The 18229-nt window shown below is 63.5% G+C and carries 18 protein-coding genes; 14 read left to right on the plus strand and 4 right to left on the minus strand.

Annotation, left to right across the window (positions count from 1 at the left end; translation table 11 throughout):
• Positions 1-96 precede the first annotated feature (96 nt).
• Positions 97-639 carry an NADH-quinone oxidoreductase subunit E gene (locus tag QQK18_RS17595; RefSeq protein WP_284341675.1) on the plus strand — a complete coding sequence of 181 codons (543 nt, stop codon included), beginning with the start codon at positions 97-99 and terminating at the stop codon, positions 637-639.
• A gap of 154 nt (positions 640-793) precedes the next feature.
• On the opposite strand, the gene QQK18_RS17600 is transcribed toward QQK18_RS17595, so the two are convergent.
• A complete protein-coding gene (locus QQK18_RS17600; RefSeq protein ID WP_284341676.1) occupies positions 794-1732 on the minus strand; it encodes an alpha/beta fold hydrolase in 939 nt (312 codons plus the stop codon).
• Positions 1733-1995: 263 nt separating this feature from the next.
• Positions 1996-4017: a lytic transglycosylase domain-containing protein gene (locus QQK18_RS17605; protein WP_284341677.1), complete on the minus strand. Its 2022-nt coding sequence runs from the start codon at positions 4015-4017 to the stop codon at positions 1996-1998.
• Positions 4018-4271: 254 nt separating this feature from the next.
• Between QQK18_RS17605 and dapA the strand changes: the two genes are divergently transcribed.
• Complete coding sequence (dapA, locus tag QQK18_RS17610; protein ID WP_284341678.1) at positions 4272-5150, plus strand: 4-hydroxy-tetrahydrodipicolinate synthase; 879 nt, start codon at positions 4272-4274, stop codon at positions 5148-5150.
• 114 nt (positions 5151-5264) lie between these two features.
• On the plus strand, positions 5265-5750 hold the full coding sequence (smpB, locus tag QQK18_RS17615) for an SsrA-binding protein SmpB (RefSeq protein WP_284341679.1): 486 nt from the start codon (positions 5265-5267) through the stop codon (positions 5748-5750).
• 110 nt (positions 5751-5860) lie between these two features.
• Here smpB and QQK18_RS17620 read toward each other — a convergent pair whose 3' ends face one another.
• Both QQK18_RS17620 and QQK18_RS17625 read right to left on the minus strand, forming a co-directional pair.
• Positions 5861-6496 (minus strand): uracil-DNA glycosylase, encoded by a 636-nt coding sequence (locus tag QQK18_RS17620; RefSeq protein ID WP_284341680.1) that lies wholly within the window; start codon positions 6494-6496, stop codon positions 5861-5863.
• 61 nt (positions 6497-6557) lie between these two features.
• Complete coding sequence (locus tag QQK18_RS17625) at positions 6558-7127, minus strand: LabA-like NYN domain-containing protein (protein WP_284341681.1); 570 nt, start codon at positions 7125-7127, stop codon at positions 6558-6560.
• 245 nt (positions 7128-7372) lie between these two features.
• On the opposite strand from QQK18_RS17625, the gene rpoZ reads away from it, so the two are divergent.
• From rpoZ to parC, 11 genes are all read left to right on the plus strand, one after another.
• Positions 7373-7741, plus strand: a complete 369-nt coding sequence (gene rpoZ / locus QQK18_RS17630) for a DNA-directed RNA polymerase subunit omega (RefSeq protein WP_284341682.1) — start codon at positions 7373-7375, stop codon at positions 7739-7741.
• Positions 7742-7978: 237 nt separating this feature from the next.
• On the plus strand, positions 7979-10240 hold the full coding sequence (locus QQK18_RS17635; protein WP_284341683.1) for a RelA/SpoT family protein: 2262 nt from the start codon (positions 7979-7981) through the stop codon (positions 10238-10240).
• Positions 10241-10372: 132 nt separating this feature from the next.
• The gene (gene pyrE / locus QQK18_RS17640) at positions 10373-10957 is read left to right on the plus strand and encodes an orotate phosphoribosyltransferase (RefSeq protein WP_284341684.1); all 585 of its coding nucleotides are present in this window, start codon (positions 10373-10375) and stop codon (positions 10955-10957) included.
• Positions 10958-11153: 196 nt separating this feature from the next.
• On the plus strand, positions 11154-11573 hold the full coding sequence (acpS, locus tag QQK18_RS17645; RefSeq protein ID WP_284341685.1) for a holo-ACP synthase: 420 nt from the start codon (positions 11154-11156) through the stop codon (positions 11571-11573).
• 67 nt (positions 11574-11640) lie between these two features.
• Positions 11641-12441 (plus strand): signal peptidase I, encoded by an 801-nt coding sequence (gene lepB, locus QQK18_RS17650; protein WP_284341686.1) that lies wholly within the window; start codon positions 11641-11643, stop codon positions 12439-12441.
• A gap of 5 nt (positions 12442-12446) precedes the next feature.
• Positions 12447-13154, plus strand: a complete 708-nt coding sequence (gene rnc, locus QQK18_RS17655) for a ribonuclease III (RefSeq protein WP_284341687.1) — start codon at positions 12447-12449, stop codon at positions 13152-13154.
• A complete protein-coding gene (gene era, locus QQK18_RS17660) occupies positions 13151-14065 on the plus strand; it encodes a GTPase Era (protein WP_284341688.1) in 915 nt (304 codons plus the stop codon). Before rnc ends, era begins: the two co-directional genes overlap by 4 nt.
• Before the next feature lie 16 nt (positions 14066-14081).
• Positions 14082-14477: a YkvA family protein gene (locus QQK18_RS17665; RefSeq protein ID WP_284341689.1), complete on the plus strand. Its 396-nt coding sequence runs from the start codon at positions 14082-14084 to the stop codon at positions 14475-14477.
• 47 nt (positions 14478-14524) lie between these two features.
• On the plus strand, positions 14525-15157 hold the full coding sequence (locus QQK18_RS17670) for a Pr6Pr family membrane protein (RefSeq protein WP_284341690.1): 633 nt from the start codon (positions 14525-14527) through the stop codon (positions 15155-15157).
• A gap of 4 nt (positions 15158-15161) precedes the next feature.
• Entirely contained in the window at positions 15162-15869 is a 708-nt protein-coding gene (gene recO, locus QQK18_RS17675) for a DNA repair protein RecO (RefSeq protein ID WP_284341691.1), read from the plus strand.
• A gap of 79 nt (positions 15870-15948) precedes the next feature.
• On the plus strand, positions 15949-18198 hold the full coding sequence (gene parC, locus QQK18_RS17680; protein WP_284341692.1) for a DNA topoisomerase IV subunit A: 2250 nt from the start codon (positions 15949-15951) through the stop codon (positions 18196-18198).
• Positions 18199-18229: the final 31 nt, after the last annotated feature.

An 18229-nucleotide genomic window follows, 5' to 3' on the forward strand; every position in this document is an offset into this window, starting at 1 on the left:
CGCTATCGGTGTCCTGGCCGTTCCTGCTGGCCGCGTTGCTGGTCGGCGTTGTCGCCGGCTGGCGCGCCCGTTCGAACTCGTCGACCCGGTGAGCCGATGACCGGGCTGACCTACATCATCGAAACCGCGCTGCTGCTGCTCGTGGCATTCCTTCTCGGTTGCGGATTGGGTTATGCATTGCGCCGATTCGCGCCCCAGCGCAGGGGCGCACGCGCTACGTCTTCCGTTCCGCCGGATTCGCCTGCTGAAGTTACTCCGCTGCAGACCGAATCTGCTCCGCCCGGATTGCCGGCAGAGCAGAAAGAGGCTGCGTCGGTGGACGCCACCTCCGCGCGCGCCCAACGCTCGCGTCCGCCGGCGGATCCGCGCCCTGCCGCCCTTGATACGCCCCGTGACGGCTTCAAGGACGACCTCAAGCAGATCAAGGGCATAGGCCCGCGCATAGAGGCTTCCCTCAACGAGCTCGGCATCTTCCACTTCAGCCAGATCGCGCGATGGTCGAAGAAGAACGCCGCGTGGTTGGACGAGCACCTCGCTTTCAAGGGGCGCATCGAGCGGGAGAACTGGATCGAACAGGCCAAGGCGCTCTCAAAGGCGGCCACCCCCACTGCTCGAAAGCGCGACAGATCGAAGACTTAGAGTGTTTTCAGCAAAAAGCCTGTCCCGGACTTGATCCGGGATGGACACCACTTTTGCGGTTCGAAAACGCGACAATACAAGGACTTAGAGCTCACGTTCCGATCCACTCGGAACGTGAGCTCTAGCTCGCCGGCGAATGAGCGGGTTCACCAGCTCACGCAGCCATTTCGTGCTCGCTTGCTTGTTTAGCAAAGTGCGCGATCTCGGCAACTTCGTCGGCCTCATCGAGCAGTGCCGGCGAGCCTTGTCCGACGATGGTCAGCGCGGGCGCATCCGGTCGCCGCCGCACCATCTCCTCGAAGGTTTCGCGGTGGAGCTGGTCGGTCAGTTGGGTGCGCAGCAGCATCAGCGGCACCGAGCCGAGCGCATCGAACAGCGGCCATTGCGCGGCGAGCACATCGTCGAGACTGAACGCGTCGAGAGCACGGATGAGGGCAGGGTCGTAGAGTGGCCGTGCCCGCCCGCGCCGGTCGAGCCAATGTGTGCGGAGCGCCAGTTGCTCGAGCCGATCGTCACCGGTGCCCGGATGGTCTCCCGCCAGCATCCGTCGCAAGCCGGCCATTACCTGCTTGCGCCCGCGCAGGCCGTCGATATAGCGCATATTGTTGCGCAGCCGCACGATACCGCGCGGGCTAGTCACAGGTCCCGCGTCGATCAGCACGCATCCGGACATCAGCCGCGGGTGTTGGGCGGCGAGCAGCATCAGCACCTGTCCGCCATACCCCTGACCCAGGAATACCGCGCGCTCGATGCCGAGCGCCATCGCGATCTGTGCGATCTCTTGTGCATCGCGAGGTGAGCCGTAGTCTGCCGAGCGCAGCCGGTGGCTGGATCGCCCGCGTCCCGGCAGGTCGATCAGCACGGCCGGGCACTCGCCGGCAAAGCGCCGCCAGAGCGGCAGGAAATCGGCAAAGTCGCTCATGTTGCGGTGGTAGCCAGCTACGCAGACGAGCGGCACCCGCCCAGGCGCCAAGGCACCCGCCACATGCACGGCCGCCTGCAATCCGCCGTGCTCCAGCGTCACCATGGTAACCGGCAGGTCTGAGAAAGCAGGATGGTCTTCTGGTGGCTTGGGTTTGGCGAAGAGGCGCAAGGCTTGGTCTGCTTCCGTTCGGGCTTGGTTCCTGAAAATCGCAGACTTTTCTCGAAAGGTCATGGGCAAAGAACGCAATGCGATGTGCAGGCGGGCATGGGGCACTGCGACGGCCACAAACTCGAGGCGCGAGTATGACATCGGTAGGTAGGAGCATTAGTGGCCCACGATCACTTCCAGAAGAGAACAAGACTGGGCGCTAACTAGCAAAAGCCCCAAAAGACGAGAAGCGATCGGCCTGATTCCCATCACATCCCGTACGCTCAGGGAATTCTGCGCATCGCCTCCGCAAGCGCCAGGGCTTCGTCCCCCAGCCGAGCCCGATAGACGAGGTAGTTGCCCAGCACCCGCTGCACGTATTTGCGCGTCTCCTGAAACGGGATGAGTTCTACCCAGATCACCGGGTCAACATTAGCTGCGCGCGGATCGCCGAAGGAGCTGATCCATTTGTTGGCATTGCCTGGCCCAGCATTGTAGGCCGCCGCAGCTAACAGCAGCGAACCGTCGTAGCGCTCGAGTTGATCGGAGAGATAGGTCGAACCGAGCAAGACGTTGTAGGCGGCATCACGCGTCAGCCGCCCGCTCGAATAATCGAGGCCAACCTTGCGGGCGACGTCCCGCGCGGTGCCAGGCATCAGTTGCATAAGCCCGCGCGCGCCAGCATGCGAGATCGCGTCGAGCTGAAAAAGGCTCTCCTGCCGCGTCACGGCATAGACGGCCGCCTTGTCGGCCGCGAACCGCACATCCGCCGGCAGTCCGTCGCGCGGAAAGCTGAACGGGTCTAGGGCAAAGCCGCGCTTCTCGGCCTTTCCGGCTATGGCGATCGCGACCTGGTGCGCGCCGATCTCCTGGGCAAGCCGCGCCGCCAGAACCATCTGCGCGCCATCCGCAAGGTCCTCCGCCCATTGATCGAGCAGTAGGGCCGCCCACGCGTCCCGACCGTTGGCGGCAAGCAACCTCACGGCCCGCACGATCTCCTCGCGCGCAAACGGGGGTTCTGCGTCTCCCAAAGCGGGCAGGGGACGTAGCGCCACATCGGCAAGCCCCAGTTCCCCCCGCGCCAACTGTCCATAGTAGACCGTGCTGTATTTCGCCGCGACTGCGTAGGCGGCGTCCGCCGCCCCAAAATCGCCGAGCGCGATATTGGCGCGCGCCAGCCAGAAGTGGGACTGGGTAATGGTATCGGGCAAGGTGGCGAGCGCCGCCATGGCCTCGAAATGCGCTTTGGCGGCCTGCGGGTTATCGAGGAAGCTGAGCGCAATCCAACCGGCGTGGAACTGTGCTTCGACCACGCGGCCCTCGGGGCCCTGCGAGTAGCCGGCCGCCGCGCGATAGGCGAGGTCAGGCCGGCTTTCGGCGAGCAGGGCCCGGGTGATCGTGCGCCGTTCGTACCACCATTCAGCCACCTCCGGCACGTCGCCTTCGGCCTTATCGAGCCAGTCGAGCGCCTGTTCGTGGAGCCCGGCGAGCCGCGCCCGCTGCACGCGCGTGAAGACGTAGAGGGGATGGTCGTGAAGCGAGGTGTCGACGGCATCGAGTAGCGCCTTGCCGTCGCTTTGCCGCCGCGACGTTGCCGCTCTGGCAATGACCAGCGACTTCTGCGCCGGTGTGAAATGTTCCATCAGCCGTTCGGCGCCGCGGACGCGGTCGTGCATCATCAGCCGCACGGCCCGGTCCCAGTGATCCGCATCGGTCAGCATCGCAGCGAGCGTCTGGGAGACCTGTGCCTCCTGCTCGCTCGAAAGGAAGTTCTCGACCCATATGGCCCGCGCCAGACGGCGCGACCGCTCCTGCTCCCCGACCGCGAGATAAGCTTGGGCGAGCGCGATCCGGCCGTCGATCGTCTCCGGCACCTGCCCGCCCAGGACGTCGATGATCGTGTCGGGCGTTGCGTCGCTCTCGATCAGCGACTGTTCGACCTGCGCGCGATAAAGGTTCTCGGGTGCGAAATCCGGCGCATCCGCCATAAACCGTGTGATGGACTGATGGTCGATCTCGCCGGGATAAACGCGGATCGCCGCCCACTGGATCGCCCGCCGCTCCACCGGATTCGCCAGTGCCTTGGCGCTTTGGTAAGCCTCGGCGGCCTTCCCATCCAGCAGCAGCTCCAGGGCGGCTCGAAACTGAGCGGAACCCCTCGGGTCGCTCTCACTTTCAGCGCTCGCATTGACCGAACTTGTCGTAAGCTGGTCTATCGCGTCATTGGCCAATGCACCGGGCGCCGGGGCAGGGCCCGCCGCGCCCATCAGAATTGCAACCAGGCCGACGATCAGCCTGCCTCTCATGGCGTCTTCCTGTTGGTCCCCGATACCGATCCAACAAGGTGCCCCGTCCTTGCGGTTAACCGGACGTTACCCGTTCGCGGTGAATAATTGGTTTCAGGACGTCGCGTGCTCCATTCCGAGAGACGCCTTCCGCGCTTGTGGTCGGCGGCGTCGCAAAGTATGGTGCCGCACTTCTTCGCAGCCCTCAGCCGCCGACGACGTTGACACTCGCCGGCGGCTGAACTGTGGCACACAACAACAGGAATTCCATACCAATGTTCAGAGGTTCGATTACGGCGCTCTTGACCCCCTTTTCCAATGGGGCGGTCGACGAGAAAGCCTTTTCGGCCTTCGTCGATTGGCAGATCACCGAGGGCACGCACGGTCTGGTGCCGGTCGGCACCACGGGCGAAAGCCCCACCGTCAGTCACGATGAGCATCGGCGTGTCGTCGAGATCTGCGTAGAGGTGACGGCCGGGCGCGTGCCGGTCATTGCCGGCGCCGGCTCCAACTCGACGACCGAGGCAGTCGAACTCGCGCGGTTTGCCGAGAAGGTGGGCGCCGATGCGGTGCTGTCCGTGGTGCCTTACTACAACCGGCCCAACCAGGAAGGCCTCTTCCAGCATTTTTCGGCTGTCGCTTCGGCGGTCGGCATTCCGGTCTTTCTCTATTCGGTTCCGGGCCGCACCGTGGTCGACGTTTCCGTCGACACCATCGCGCGCCTGCGCGAGGCGCACGCCAATATCATTGGGGTCAAGGACGCCACGGCTGACATGGGTAAGGCGAGCATGACGCGCACCACGCTCGGCGAGGATTTCATCCTGCTCTCGGGTGAGGACATGACCGCGCTGGGATTCAATGCCCATGGCGGGCAGGGGTGTATCTCGGTGACTTCCAATATTGCCCCGCGCCTCTGCGCGCAGATGCAGAATGCCTGCCAGCAGGGCAACTACGCCGACGCACTCGCCGTACAGGACAAGCTCGTGCACCTGCACAAGAACCTCTTCCTTGAGCCAAACCCGACCGGCGTCAAATACGCCGCCGCCCGCCTCGGCCTCTGCCGCAACGAACTGCGCCTGCCGCTCGTTCCGATATCGGAGCTGACCGAGGAAGCCATCGATGCGGCGATGGTCCATGCTGGGCTTCTCAACTAGAGCGGGATGCGAAAAAGTGGGTGCCGGTTTTTCGCGAGCAATCCCGCGACAAAGAAAGGCTAGGCCGCAAGGCGATTTGATCCATTCAAATCGCCTTGCGGCCTAGGACGACAAATGGCGACCGCTAACAAGGAAAAGCGGGGCTATGTCAGCCACGGGCTCGTCGCCGAGAACCGTCGCGCCCGCTTCGACTACGACATTACCGATACCCTGGAGGCCGGCATCGTCCTGACTGGTACAGAGGTCAAGTCGCTGCGCCTCGGCAAGGCCCAGATCGCCGAGAGCTACGCTTCGCCCGAGCGCGGCGAGCTCTGGTGGATCAATGCGCATATCCCAGAATATCTGGAGGCCAACCGCTTCAACCATCAGGAGAAGCGCCCGCGCAAGCTCCTTATCTCCAAGAAGGAACTCTCGCGCCTCGACGCGGAAGTCTCCCGCGCCGGCAACACCATCGTGCCGTTGAAGCTCTATTTCAACGAGCACGGCAAGGCCAAGCTTCTGCTTGGTCTCGGCAGGGGCAAGAAGAGCTACGACAAGCGCGAGACCGAGAAGAGCCGCGACTGGAACCGGGAAAAGTCGCGGCTGCTCAAGCAGGGCTAAGCGATTTCAGCAAAAGCGGGGTGCCACTCTTGCGGTTCGAAAACGCGACAATTCAATAACTTGGAGCTCCCGTTCCGGTTCAATCGGAACGGGAAAGGCTCCAGTCCTGCTCAGGTCAGCGCCCGCTCTGCCGCCCGCCCGACCACGTCTTCGAACATCTCAGTCGTCAGCACTCCGGTATTCGTGTTGTAGCGGGAGCAGTGGTAGCTGTCGAAAATCGTCTGGCCGCCCGTTAGCCCGTGTTCGGCTCCGTGCGCAAAAGGATGAGCGGCGAGGCGTGCGCCGAGGGTCCTGAGCAGCGTTTCATGCGCGATCCGCCCCAGCGCCAGGTAAACGTTTGCCCGCCGTTCGGCCTGGAGCGCGCCGACCAGGAACTGGCGGCATGTCGTAATTTCGGCCGGCGTCGGCTTGTTCTGCGGCGGCACGCATCTGACCGCGTTGACGATCATCACTGGACCGAGAGTCAGCCCATCGTCCGGACGCTGACGGTATTCTCCCGTGGCCAATCCGAATTTCTTCAGCGTTGCATAAAGCAGGTCGCCGGCATAATCGCCGGTGAACGGCCTGCCGGTCCGGTTGGCGCCCTTGAGTCCTGGGGCCAACCCAACGATGACGAGCCGTGCCTGCTTTCCGCTCCAGACCGGCACCGGTCCATTGAAGAAATCGGGATAGAGCGCCCGGTTGGCCTCGCGGAACGCGGCAAGGCGCGGGCAGAGCGGGCAGTCGTGAGAAGGTTCGAGGTGCAAGAAATCGGCTCAGGGCGGTTGGAGAGACGCGTTTTGTCGCGCTTGCTTGCCGAGCAGAGGGCTATTCGTCGCTCTCGACCGGGGTCGCCTCTCGCTGGGCCGCTGGTGGGCGGCCGACGGTCTTGGCCAACTCGCTGAGGTCGAGGAAGAAATCTGCCTGGCGCCGCAGGTCGTCGGCGATCATGGGTGTCTGCGTGGTGAGTGTCGAAACCACCGTCACCCGTTTGCCCTTGCGCTGCAACGCAGCGACGAGCGCGGTAAAGTCTCCGTCGCCGGAAAACAGAACCATGTGGTCGAAATACTGGGCCATCTCCAGGGCATCGACCGTCAGTTCGATGTCCATGTTGCCCTTGATCTTTCGCCGGCCGGCCGCGTCGGTGAATTCCTTGGCCGGCTTGGTCACGACTGTATACCCGTTATAGTCGAGCCAGTCGATCAGCGGTCGGATTGAGGAATATTCCTGGTCCTCGACCAGCGCCGTGTAGTAGTAGGCCCGCAGAAGATAAGCCTTGCTCTGGAACTCGGTTAGCAGCCGTCGATAGTCGATGTCGATGCCGATGGCTCTGGAGGCTGCGTAGAGGTTTGCGCCGTCTATGAACAGGACGGTTTTTTCGCGCGGGTCAATTGCCAACTGGGCGTTCTCCTCATCGGACCAGCCGGCCCGTGGGCTGACCCCTAGCAAATGTGCATGCGCCGGCAGGCTCTGGCAATCCGGGCATATCGGCTCCCCATCCGATAAATGCGCTATTCGCACGATTGCGCATTCCTGCGCAAGCGTCGCGCGATTTGGTGATGCAACTAGTGCGGGAAAACTTGTATCTGGCGGCTCGCTCGTGTATGGAGCGCGTTCATTCCCAAACTGGCATGGAGACGTCCGTGGCTCGCGTCACCGTTGAAGACTGCATTGAAAAGGTATCGAACCGGTTCGACCTCGTCCTCATGGCCGCGCATCGCGCGCGCATGATTTCCTCGGGTTCACAGATCACCGTGCCGCGCGACAACGACAAAAACCCGGTTGTGGCCCTGCGTGAGATCGGCGACGGCACCATTTCTCCCGATGACCTGCACGAGGATCTGATCCACTCGCTGCAGAAGTACGTCGAAGTGGATGAGCCCGAACAGCATGCCGCGCCCATGATCGAGAGCGCCGGTGACGACGACTCGATCGCTTTCGATACCATGAGCGAAGAAGAACTCCTGCGCTCCATCGAAAGTCTCGCCCCGCCCGAGCGCCGCGACGATTGATCGGCGGTCGCTAAGGTCTATATATCGAGGGCGTCCGGCGGCCAGCCGGGCGCCTTTTTCGTTTTTGCCCGATTGTTTGACAGTCACCGCCGGGGCATGATCTAGAGCAACGTGCGAAAAGGCGGACACCGGCTTTAGCAAGAAACGTTGCGACAACAAGGTACTAGGGCCGACGCTCTGATCCCGTCAGAGCGCCGGTGGCTCTGAATTTGCGCGGCAAGGGGCGCGCATCGACTCATGATGCGTCAGTATGAACTCGTCGAGCGGGTAGCGGCTTACAACCCCAATGTCGACGAGCAGCTTTTAAACAAGGCCTATGTCTACGCCATGCAAAAGCATGGCTCGCAGAAGCGCGCCTCCGGTGATCCCTTTTTCAATCATCCGCTGGAGGTGGCCGCGATCCTCACCGACCTGAAGCTTGACGATGCGTCGATCGCCGTTGGGCTTCTCCACGACACCATCGAGGACACCGACGCCACCCGTGCCGAAATCGACCAGCTATTCGGTGCCGAGATCGGCGCCATCGTCGATGGCCTCACCAAGATCGAGCGCTTGAACCTCGTTTCCCGCGAGGAGGCTCAGGCCGAGAACCTGCGCAAGCTCCTGCTCGCCATCTCCGAGGATGTGCGCGTGCTCCTGGTCAAGCTCGCTGACCGGCTGCACAACATGCGGACCCTGCAATACATGCCCGTCGACAAGCGGGTGCGCATTGCGCAGGAGACCATGGATATTTATGCGCCGCTGGCCGGGCGCATGGGCATGCAGGACATGCGCTCCGAGCTCGAGGACATCTCCTTCCGCATCCTCCAGCCGGACCATTACGACGCCATCACCCGTCGGCTTGGCGAGATGCAGTCCGAGTACCGCGAGACCATCGCCACCATCAGTTCGGAATTGACCGAGAAGCTCAAGGCCGAGGGCATCGAGGCCAAGGTCAGCGCCCGGGTGAAGTCGCCGTTCTCGATCTTCAACAAGATCGAGCGCAAGCAGATCGCGCTCGAACAACTGTCCGACATGATCGGCTTCCGCGTCATCGTCGGCACGGTCGATCAGTGCTACCACACGCTCGGCATCGTCCACACCCATTGGAAGGTCGTGCCCGGCCGCTTCAAGGACTATATCTCCGTCCCCAAGCACAACGACTACCGCTCGATCCACACCACCATCGTCGGTCCCGGCCGTCAGCGCGTCGAGCTGCAGATCCGCACCGAGGCGATGCATCAGGTCGCCGAGCTCGGCATTGCCGCCCATGCGCTCTACAAGGACGGCGTTTCGGCCGACATGGGCCGGCTCGAAAAGGAAAGCCAGGCCTATGCCTGGCTGCGCTCGACCATCGGCCACCTGACGACCGGCGCCTCGGCCGAGGATTTCCTCGAATACACCAAGCTCGAGCTGTTTCAGGATCAGGTGTTCTGCTTTACCCCGCGCGGGCGCCTCATCGCGCTGCCGCGCGGCGCGACCCCCATCGATTTCGCCTATGCGCTCCATACCGATATCGGCGATACGTGCGTCGGCGCCAAGATCAACGGCGCCATCCTGCCGCTCGTCACGCAGCTGCGCTCGGGCGACGAAGTCGAGATCATCCGCGACCAGAACCACCTGCCGCCTGCCAACTGGATCGGCATTGCCGCCACAGGCAAAGCGCGCGCCGCCATCCGCCGCGCCGTGCGCCATGCGGCCGCCCAGCGCGCCTATGCGCTCGGCGAGCACGTGCTCTCGATGATGCTCGAGCGTGAAGGCGTGCTGCTCGAGGAGGCCGAAGGCAAGCAACTCGCAGAGCGCCTCGGCCACGCCAGTAAGCGCGATCTGTTGATCGCCGTCGGCGAGGGTAAGATCGGCAGCGAATCCCTTGCCACCGAGCTCGCCGAGGTCAAGGGATTGAGGCGCCGGCGCAAGAAGATCGATCTGCCCGTCGCCGACAAGGCCGATGGCTGGTTCGCTCTGCGCGCGACCGACTGGTTCAAGTTCCGCGTGCCCGGCGGCCAAAAGGCGGGTCCACGCGCCAAGACCGCGCTCGCCAAGCTCGACTTTCATATCCCCCTCGAGGTTTCTCCCGAGGGCGTCGTGCCCGGCGACCGCCTGGTCGGCATCCTCGAGCCCGATCAGCCCATGCGCGTCTATCCGATCCATTCGGACGCACTGATCGCCATGCACAACAGCGACGTCGCCTGGGTCGATGTGCGTTGGGATATCGCCGGACGCGAGGACAAGCTCTACCCGACCGTCATCACTATGGAGTCGGTCAATCGCCCGGGCTCGCTTGCCCAGATTTCCTCGGCCATCGCCGCGTGCGATGCCAACATCAATAATCTGGTGATGCGCATGGTCTCGCCGGACTTCCACCAGATGATCTTCGAGATCGAGGTGCGCGACCTCGCCCAGTTGACCGATGTGCTCGCCACCTTGAAGCGCAGCCCCGGTCTCTCGGCCGTCCAGCGCGGCGGTCCGGCGGAAGCGGCCATGATCTCGACCCTGGAGTGGGACGGCACGACGCACTGACATCGCCCTGACGGTGAGGTGCCGCTTCGCGGCTTCGACCAACGAGGGCGTAGCGTCATGCTTCGCAGCCTCCCCCTTGTGGGCAGGGTGGCAGGGCGGTATTCGACGAGTAGATCAAAGTCGGAGCCCAGCATGACCAGAGACGAAGTCCTCGCCGTCTTTAAATCCTGCGACGCCATCCTCGAGGGGCACTTCATCCTCTCTTCGGGCCTGCGCTCGCCCCTCTTTCTGCAAAAGACCCTGGTCTTCCGCCGCCCGGACAAGACCGAGATCCTCTGCAAGGCGCTCGCCGACAAGATTCGCGCTGAAGGTTTCGGCAGCGTTTCCCAAGTCGTCTCACCGGCCGTCGGCGGCATCATTCCCGGCTACGAGACCGCCCGGCACCTGGGATTGCCCGCCATCTACACTGAACGCGTCGATGGCCAGTTCCAGCTGCGCCGGAATTTCTGGATCGAACCGGGTGAGAAAGTGATTGTGGTCGAAGACATCGTCTCGACGGGCCTGTCGATCCGCGAGTGCATCGATTGTGTCAGGGCGTTGGGCGCCGATGTCGTGGCTGCCGCCTGCATCATCGACCGCTCGGGCGGCCAAGCCGATCTCGGCGTGCCGCTCATCTCTCTCCTCGAATTCGAAGTCCCCGCCTACGCTCCCGATAACCTGCCGCCTGACCTTGCGGCCATACCGCCGGTCAAGCCCGGGAGCAGGGGACTGGCGTGATCCGGCTCGAAACCGGCACTGGGTTCACCCCCCTCCCAACCTCCCCCACAAGGGGGGAGGTGCTGGGCCATTGGGCTTTGCGGAATCTTGCCGCAAGCACAATTCGACACCTCCCCCCTTGTGGGGGAGGTTGGGAGGGGGGGAGTCCTCCGGAAGCCGCAAGACATGCCCTTGTCCCGGTCATCGGAGCCTGCCCATGATCATCGGCCTTGGTTCCGACCTCATCCAGATTCACCGGGTCCAGCACGTTCTCGATCGCTACGGCGAGCGCTTTACCCTGCGCTGCTTTACCGAAATCGAGCGCAGGAAGTCCGATCGGCGCGCCGCCCGCGCCGCGTCCTACGCCAAACGTTTCGCGGCCAAGGAGGCCTGTTCGAAGGCTTTGGGCACCGGCCTTAATTTCGGCGTCTATTGGCGCGACATGGGCGTCGTCAACTTGCCTTCGGGCAAGCCAACCCTGCACCTGACCAATGGCGCGGCCCGAGCGCTCGCCCGCCTTGTTCCCGATGGCCACGAACCCCACATCCACCTGACCATCACCGACGATGCCGGCCTTGCTCAGGCCTTCGTCGTCATCGAGGCATTGCCGGTTGACCGGCTGAGCGCAAAGCCGTAACGCTGCCGCCTCGGAGTGCGCCTTGAATGCCCGGTTTCGGGATGCGCTCCAATACCAAGGAACAACGATGACTCAGCCCGATCAGAACACCGCCAACAAGCCGAAATCGGCCGCCGCCGAATGGTGGGATACGATCGTCGTTATCGTCGAGGCGCTTCTCATCGCCATCGTCATCCGCTCCTTCATATTCCAGCCGTTCTCCATCCCAACGGCGTCTATGCAGCAGACGCTGATGATCGGCGACTACTTCGTCGCCAACAAGTTCGTCTGGGGCTACGGCAAGCACTCCTTCTCGCTCGGCCGCTACGGCGATTTCACGCTTCTGGATTTCGAGCTGCCGATCTCCGGACGCATCCTCGGGCGCGAGCCCAACCGCGGCGACATCGCTGTATTCCGGCCCGTTCCCCAGAACATCGAATACATCAAGCGCGTTGTCGGGCTCCCTGGCGACCGCATCCAGATGCGTCAGGGCCGGCTCTACATCAATGGTGAGATGGTCGAACGCGAGGAGATCGGGCGGACCCTCGATACCGACAGCGAAGGCGATAGCCGCGAGGTCATCGTCTACCGCGAGACGTTCCCGGAAGGCACCAGCCATACTATCCAGGAAATCTCCGACAACGCTCCGCTCGACAACACGCCCGAATATGTCGTGCCCGCCGGCCATTACTTCATGATGGGCGACAACCGCGACCGCTCCGCCGACAGCCGGGTGCTGGCTTCCGTTGGCTACGTGCCCGCCACCAATCTCATCGCCAAGGCCGAAGCGCGGTTCTTCTCCATCAAGGACAACATTCCGCCCTGGCAGATCTGGCAGTGGCCGGCCAATGTGCGCTGGGATCGGATGTTCGAATCCGTCAATCAATGAGTGCAATGAGCGGCAGGGCGCGTTCGCATGAAAGGCTCGAGGCCCGTCTCGGTTACCGCTTCGCCGATCGCGATCTCCTCGACCGCGCCCTGACCCATTCGAGTGCCGTCGCTCCCTCACGCCGCATCGAGCGCTCTTATCAGCGTCTCGAATTCCTCGGCGACCGGGTCCTCGGCCTCGTCATTGCAGACATGCTCTACCGCCGGTTCCCGAAATCCAACGAGGGTGCGTTGTCGCGTTCGCTCAATACCCTCGTGCGCAAGGAGACCTGCGCCATCATCGCTCGCCAGCTCGATCTCGGTGCCGAGCTCAACCTCGGCGACAGCGAAGCGCGAACCGGCGGCGCCAGCAAGGAGGCGATCCTTGCCGACGTTACCGAGTCGGTGATCGGTGCCATCTATTGCGATGGCGGCCTCGGCAAGGCCTATGAGTTCGTCGAACGCGTGTTCTCCGACCACATCGGGGAGACGGGATTGACCCGCGCCGACGCCAAGACGACGCTCCAGGAATGGGCCCAGGCCCGCGGTCTCGAGCCGCCCGCCTACATTGAGATGGAGCGAACCGGCCCCGATCACGCTCCCCAGTTCACCATCGCCGTCGCCGCGCCCGGGTACGAGCCGGTGACCGCCTCCGGCCCCTCCAAGAAGATCGCCGAGCACAAGGCGGCCGAGCGCTTCCTCGTCGCGCACAATGTGTGGAAGGAGACGCTGTGAGCGATATTTCCCAGCAAAGTTGCGGTTTCGTTGCCCTGGTCGGCGCTCCCAATGCCGGCAAGTCGACGCTGATGAACGCGCTCGTCGGCACCAAGGTGTCGATCGTCACCCACAAGGCGCAGACCACCCGTGCCCAGATCCGTGGTGTTGTCACAGAAGGTGAAGGGCAGGTCGTCTTCATCGATACCCCAGGCATCTTCGCGCCGAAGCGTCGGCTCGACCGCGCCATGGTCGAGGCCGCCTGGACCGGGGCAGGGGACTCCGACTTTGTCGCCTTTATCGTCGATGCTGAAAGGGGTTTGACCGGCGAAGTTGAATCTCTTCTCGAAGGGCTTCTGAACATCCGCCAGCCCAAGGTGCTGATCCTCAACAAGGTCGATCTCGTCAAGCGCGAGACGCTCCTGAAACTCTCCGAGACCATCAACGCACATCAGCGCTTCGAGACGACCTTCATGATCTCGGCACTGACGGGCAATGGCGTCGCCGATTTCCTCGCCTGGTGCTTCAAGCACATTCCTCCCGGACCCTGGATGTTCCCGGAAGACCAGTTGACCGACCTCACTCTCGCGCTGACGGCGGCCGAGGTGACGCGCGAAAAGCTGTTCCTGCGCATCCACGAGGAAATCCCCTACAACGCCACCGTCGAGACCGAGAGCTTCGCTGTCCAGAAGGACGGCTCCTACAAGATCAACCTGGTCATCTACGTCACCCGCGACAGTCATAAGAAAATCGTGCTGGGCGCCGGAGGCCAGGCGATCAAGGCCATCGGTGCCGAGGCGCGCAAGGAGTTGATGGATATTTTCGAAGTGCCCGTCCACCTCTTCATCTTCGTCAAGGTGCGCCAGCGCTGGGGGGATGACCCCGAGCGCTATCGCGAGATGGGGCTGGAGTATCCCCACGGGAAGCGGTGACAGGTGACCTGCAGAGATGCCGGCGATAGATCAGCTTCTTGAGCGGGCAGGAGAATGGGCGCGCGCCGTCAAGCGCGACGTGGTCGCCATCTGGCTCGCGGCTCGCGACGCCCGCACGCCGCTCCTCGCCAAGATTGTCGCAGCAGCCGTGGCCGCGTATGCGCTCTCGCCTGTCGATCTTATCCCCGATTTCATTCCGGTCCTCGGCTATCTCGACGATCTTCTCATCGTGCCGCTCGGCATCATGCTGGCCGTCAAGCTCGTGCCCCCCGATCTCATGTGCGAGTTCCGGCAGGTGGCTGCCGAGCGCTCCGGAAAGCCTGTCAGCCGCGCTGGTCTGATCATGATCGCCAGCCTCTGGCTCGCCGTGGCGCTCTTCATTGCGCTTCTGATCACACGGTGGATTTGGTAACTGGAGGAGCCGCGCCACAAGCACACTGCGCGGCACGGACAAAGAACATGGAATGGATCGGTGAAGGCCCGTTGATCGGTTTGCGCCGTCTCGCTGCGGCGCTGATCGCCGCTGCGGCATGGGTGGGGATCGGTATCCACCTGGAGGCGCAGCTTTCCGCATCCAGCTCGCTCCCTGCCGCCGTCTGGGTTCTTGCCGGCTATTTCACCGTTCTCGCCAACCTCGTCGTGGCGCTGGTCTTCTCCACCATCGCTTTCGACTGGAACGCTTCGGCTCGCACTGTAGCGGGTGTGGCGCTCGCCATCGTCCTTGTCGGGGTAGTCTATGGCGTCCTGCTCCAGGGTCTGCGCGAGCTCACTGCCGGTGCGGCGCTCGCCAACATCCTCCTGCATCAGGTCACGCCGATCCTCGTTCCGCTCTACTGGCTGGCTTCCGTCCCTAAGGGGAATCTGCGGTGGCGCGAGCCGCTGCTTTGGGCTGCCTTTCCGCTCGCTTATTTCGCTTATGCGCTCCTCCGCGGAAGCGCCGAGGGGCACTTCGCATACCCTTTCATCGACCTTGCGGCCAAGGGCGCGCGTCAGGTCGCGATGAGCGTCGCCGTTATCGCCCTCTGCTTCCTCATTGCTGGCTGGGTGCTGGTTTGGCTGGACCACCGCCTCGCCGGCCACGGGCGGGGCTGAGCCAATGGAATGGATCGGTGAAGGCCTGTTGATCGGCGTGCGCCGCCATGGCGAGACGAGCGTCATCGCCGAGGCGATGGTTGTCGGCCGCGGGCGCTGCCTCGGTCTTGTACGCGGTGGACGGTCGTCCAGGCTCGCCGCCACCCTCCAGCCCGGCAACACTGTCCAGCTCGTCTGGCGTGCCCGTCTCGAAGACCATCTCGGTACCTTCGCGATCGAGCTTCTTCAGGCCCGCGCCGCGGCGCTTATCGCCGATCGCACCAAGCTCTATCTGAGCCAGCTCCTCTGCGACCACTTGCGGCTCCTGCCCGAACGCGATCCGCACGACCGCCTGCTGGCCTTGGCCCTCGACCTTCTCGACAACGCCGTCGATGGCGCCGCGCTTGCCCGCTTCGAGCTCGTCCTCCTCGACGAGCTCGGCTTCGGCCTCGACCTTTCCAGTTGCGCGGCCACCGGCGTCACCGAGGACCTTGCCTACGTCTCGCCGCGCTCGGGCCGTGCTGTCTCCCGCGCGGCTGGCGAACCCTATAAGGACAAGCTCCTGCGTCTGCCGCGTTGCCTCACCGACCGTGGCAATGGCGGTCCCGAAGACCTCGCGGCCGCCTTCCGCCTGACCGGCTACTTCCTTGCCGAACACGTCTGGTTGCCGCGGCGGCTGCAGCCGGCGGCGACACGGGACAGGCTTGTGGACATGCTGACGCATCAGCCCTGAATAAGGCGCCAAAACCCTGCGCTCCCGCCCCCACCGCACTATACTCCGTTCCTGATTCGTCTTCTTTCGAGGCCCGCTTATGTCCGATGCCGATACCCTTCCGCCCGATGGCGACGACAAGCGCGTCGTCGATCTGAAGTCGGCGCTCGAGGAGCGGTATCTCTCCTATGCCCTCTCGACCATCACCCAGCGCGCGCTGCCCGATGCCCGGGACGGATTAAAGCCGGTCCACCGCCGCATCATCCACGCCATGCGCCTGCTGCGCCTCGACCCGAGCCAGGGCTACAAGAAGTCCGCGCGCATCGTCGGCGACGTCATCGGTAAGTTCCACCCCCACGGCGACCAGTCGATCTATGACGCGCTGGTGCGCCTCGCGCAGGATTTTGCCCAACGCTATCCCCTTGTCGACGGCCAGGGCAATTTCGGCAACATCGACGGCGATAGCCCAGCGGCCATGCGCTATACCGAAAGCCGCATGACCGAGGTTGCCACCCGTCTCCTTGAGGGCATGGCCGAGAACGCGGTCGATTTCAAGCCGACCTATGACGGCGAGGACGAGGAGCCGATTGTCCTCCCCTCCAACTTCCCGAACCTTCTCGCCAACGGGTCGACCGGCATCGCCGTGGGCATGGCGACTTCCATCCCTCCGCACAATGTCGCCGAGCTTTGCGATGCGGCGACCCACCTGATCATGCATCCGGAGGCAACTGCCGAGGATATGATCCGCTTCGTTCCTGGTCCTGATTTCCCGACAGGTGGCCTCCTCGTCGAATCCAAAGCCTCGATCGCCAATGCCTACGCCACCGGGCGAGGTGCCTTCCGCCTGCGCGCCAAATGGGCGGTCGAGGAGACGGGCAGGGGCGTATACGTGATCGTCGTCACCGAAATCCCCTATGGCGTCCAGAAGGCCAGGCTCGTCGAGAAGATCGCCGAGCTGCTGCTGGCAAAAAAGCTCCCGCTCCTCAAGGACGTGCGCGACGAGAGTGCCGATGACATCCGCCTGGTGCTCGAGCCGCGCGCCCGTACAGTCGATCCCGTCATCCTTATGGAGCAGCTGTTCAAGGTCTCCGATCTCGAGATCCGCTTCCCCTTGAACCTCAATGTGCTCGACAAGGGCGCCGTGCCCAAGGTCATGAGCCTCTCGCAGGTGCTGAAGGCCTGGCTCGAGCACAGGAAGGAAGTCCTCGTCCGCCGCTCGCAGCACCGTCTCGAGCAGATCGAGCACCGCCTCGAGGTGCTCGCCGGCTACATCATCGCCTATCTCAACCTCGACGAGGTCATCCGCATCATCCGCGAGGAGGACGATGCCAAGGCGTCTCTCATTGCCGCCTTCGAGCTCACCGACGTTCAGGCCGAAGCCATCCTCAACATGCGCCTGCGTTCGCTGCGCAAGCTCGAGGAAATGGAACTGCGTCGCGAACATGAGGACCTGACCGTTGAGAAGGGGCATCTCGAAGCGCTGCTCGCCTCCGACAAGCGCCAGTGGGGTGCAATCACCACCGAGATCAGTGAGTTGAAGAAGGCCTACGGCAAGGATACGGCGCTCGGTGCGCGCCGCACCGAATTCGCCGAGGCGCCCGATGCCGATATGGCCGCCGTCGAGACCGCCTTCATCGAGCGTGAACCGATCACGGTGATCCTTTCCGAAAAGGGCTGGATCCGCGCGCTCAAGGGCCATACGGACGACATCGACGAGAAGGGCTTCAAGACTGGGGATCGCCTCAAACTCTCGGTCAAGGCCGAGACGACCGACAAGCTCCTGATGCTCACCACCGATGGCAAGGTGTTCACCCTTGCCGGCGACAAGTTGCCGGGTGGGCGCGGTCAGGGCGAGCCAGTGCGCCTGATGGTCGACATCGAGGAAGGCCGGGATATCGTCGATCTTTTCGTCTTCAGGCCCGGCGCCAAGCGCCTCGTCGCCTCCGCCGTCGGCAACGGCTTTGTCGTGACTGAGGACGACCTCGTTGCCAATACCCGCAAGGGCAGGCAGGTTCTCAATGTCTCCGGCACCGATGAGGCGAGGCTCATTGTTCGGGCCGACGGCGACCGTGTCGCGACGATCGGCCAGAACCGCAAGCTCCTCGTCTTCCCGCTCACTCAGGTGCCGGCCATGGCGCGCGGCAAGGGCGTGCGCCTGCAGCGCTACAAGGATGGCGGCATTTCCGACCTCAAGGTCTTCTATGCGGCCGACGGCCTCACCTGGAAGGATTCCTCCGGCCGCACCTTTGTCAAGCCGATGGAAGAACTGGCCGAATGGCTGGGAGACCGCGCCGCCGCCGGCCGCCAACCGCCCAACGGGTTCCCGAGGAACAACAGGTTCGTGGGGTAGGGCTGCCCTCGACAATCCGGCGACGGAAAAT

Source organism: Devosia nitrariae (assembly GCF_030160115.1).
GTDB lineage: Bacteria > Pseudomonadota > Alphaproteobacteria > Rhizobiales > Devosiaceae > Devosia > Devosia nitrariae.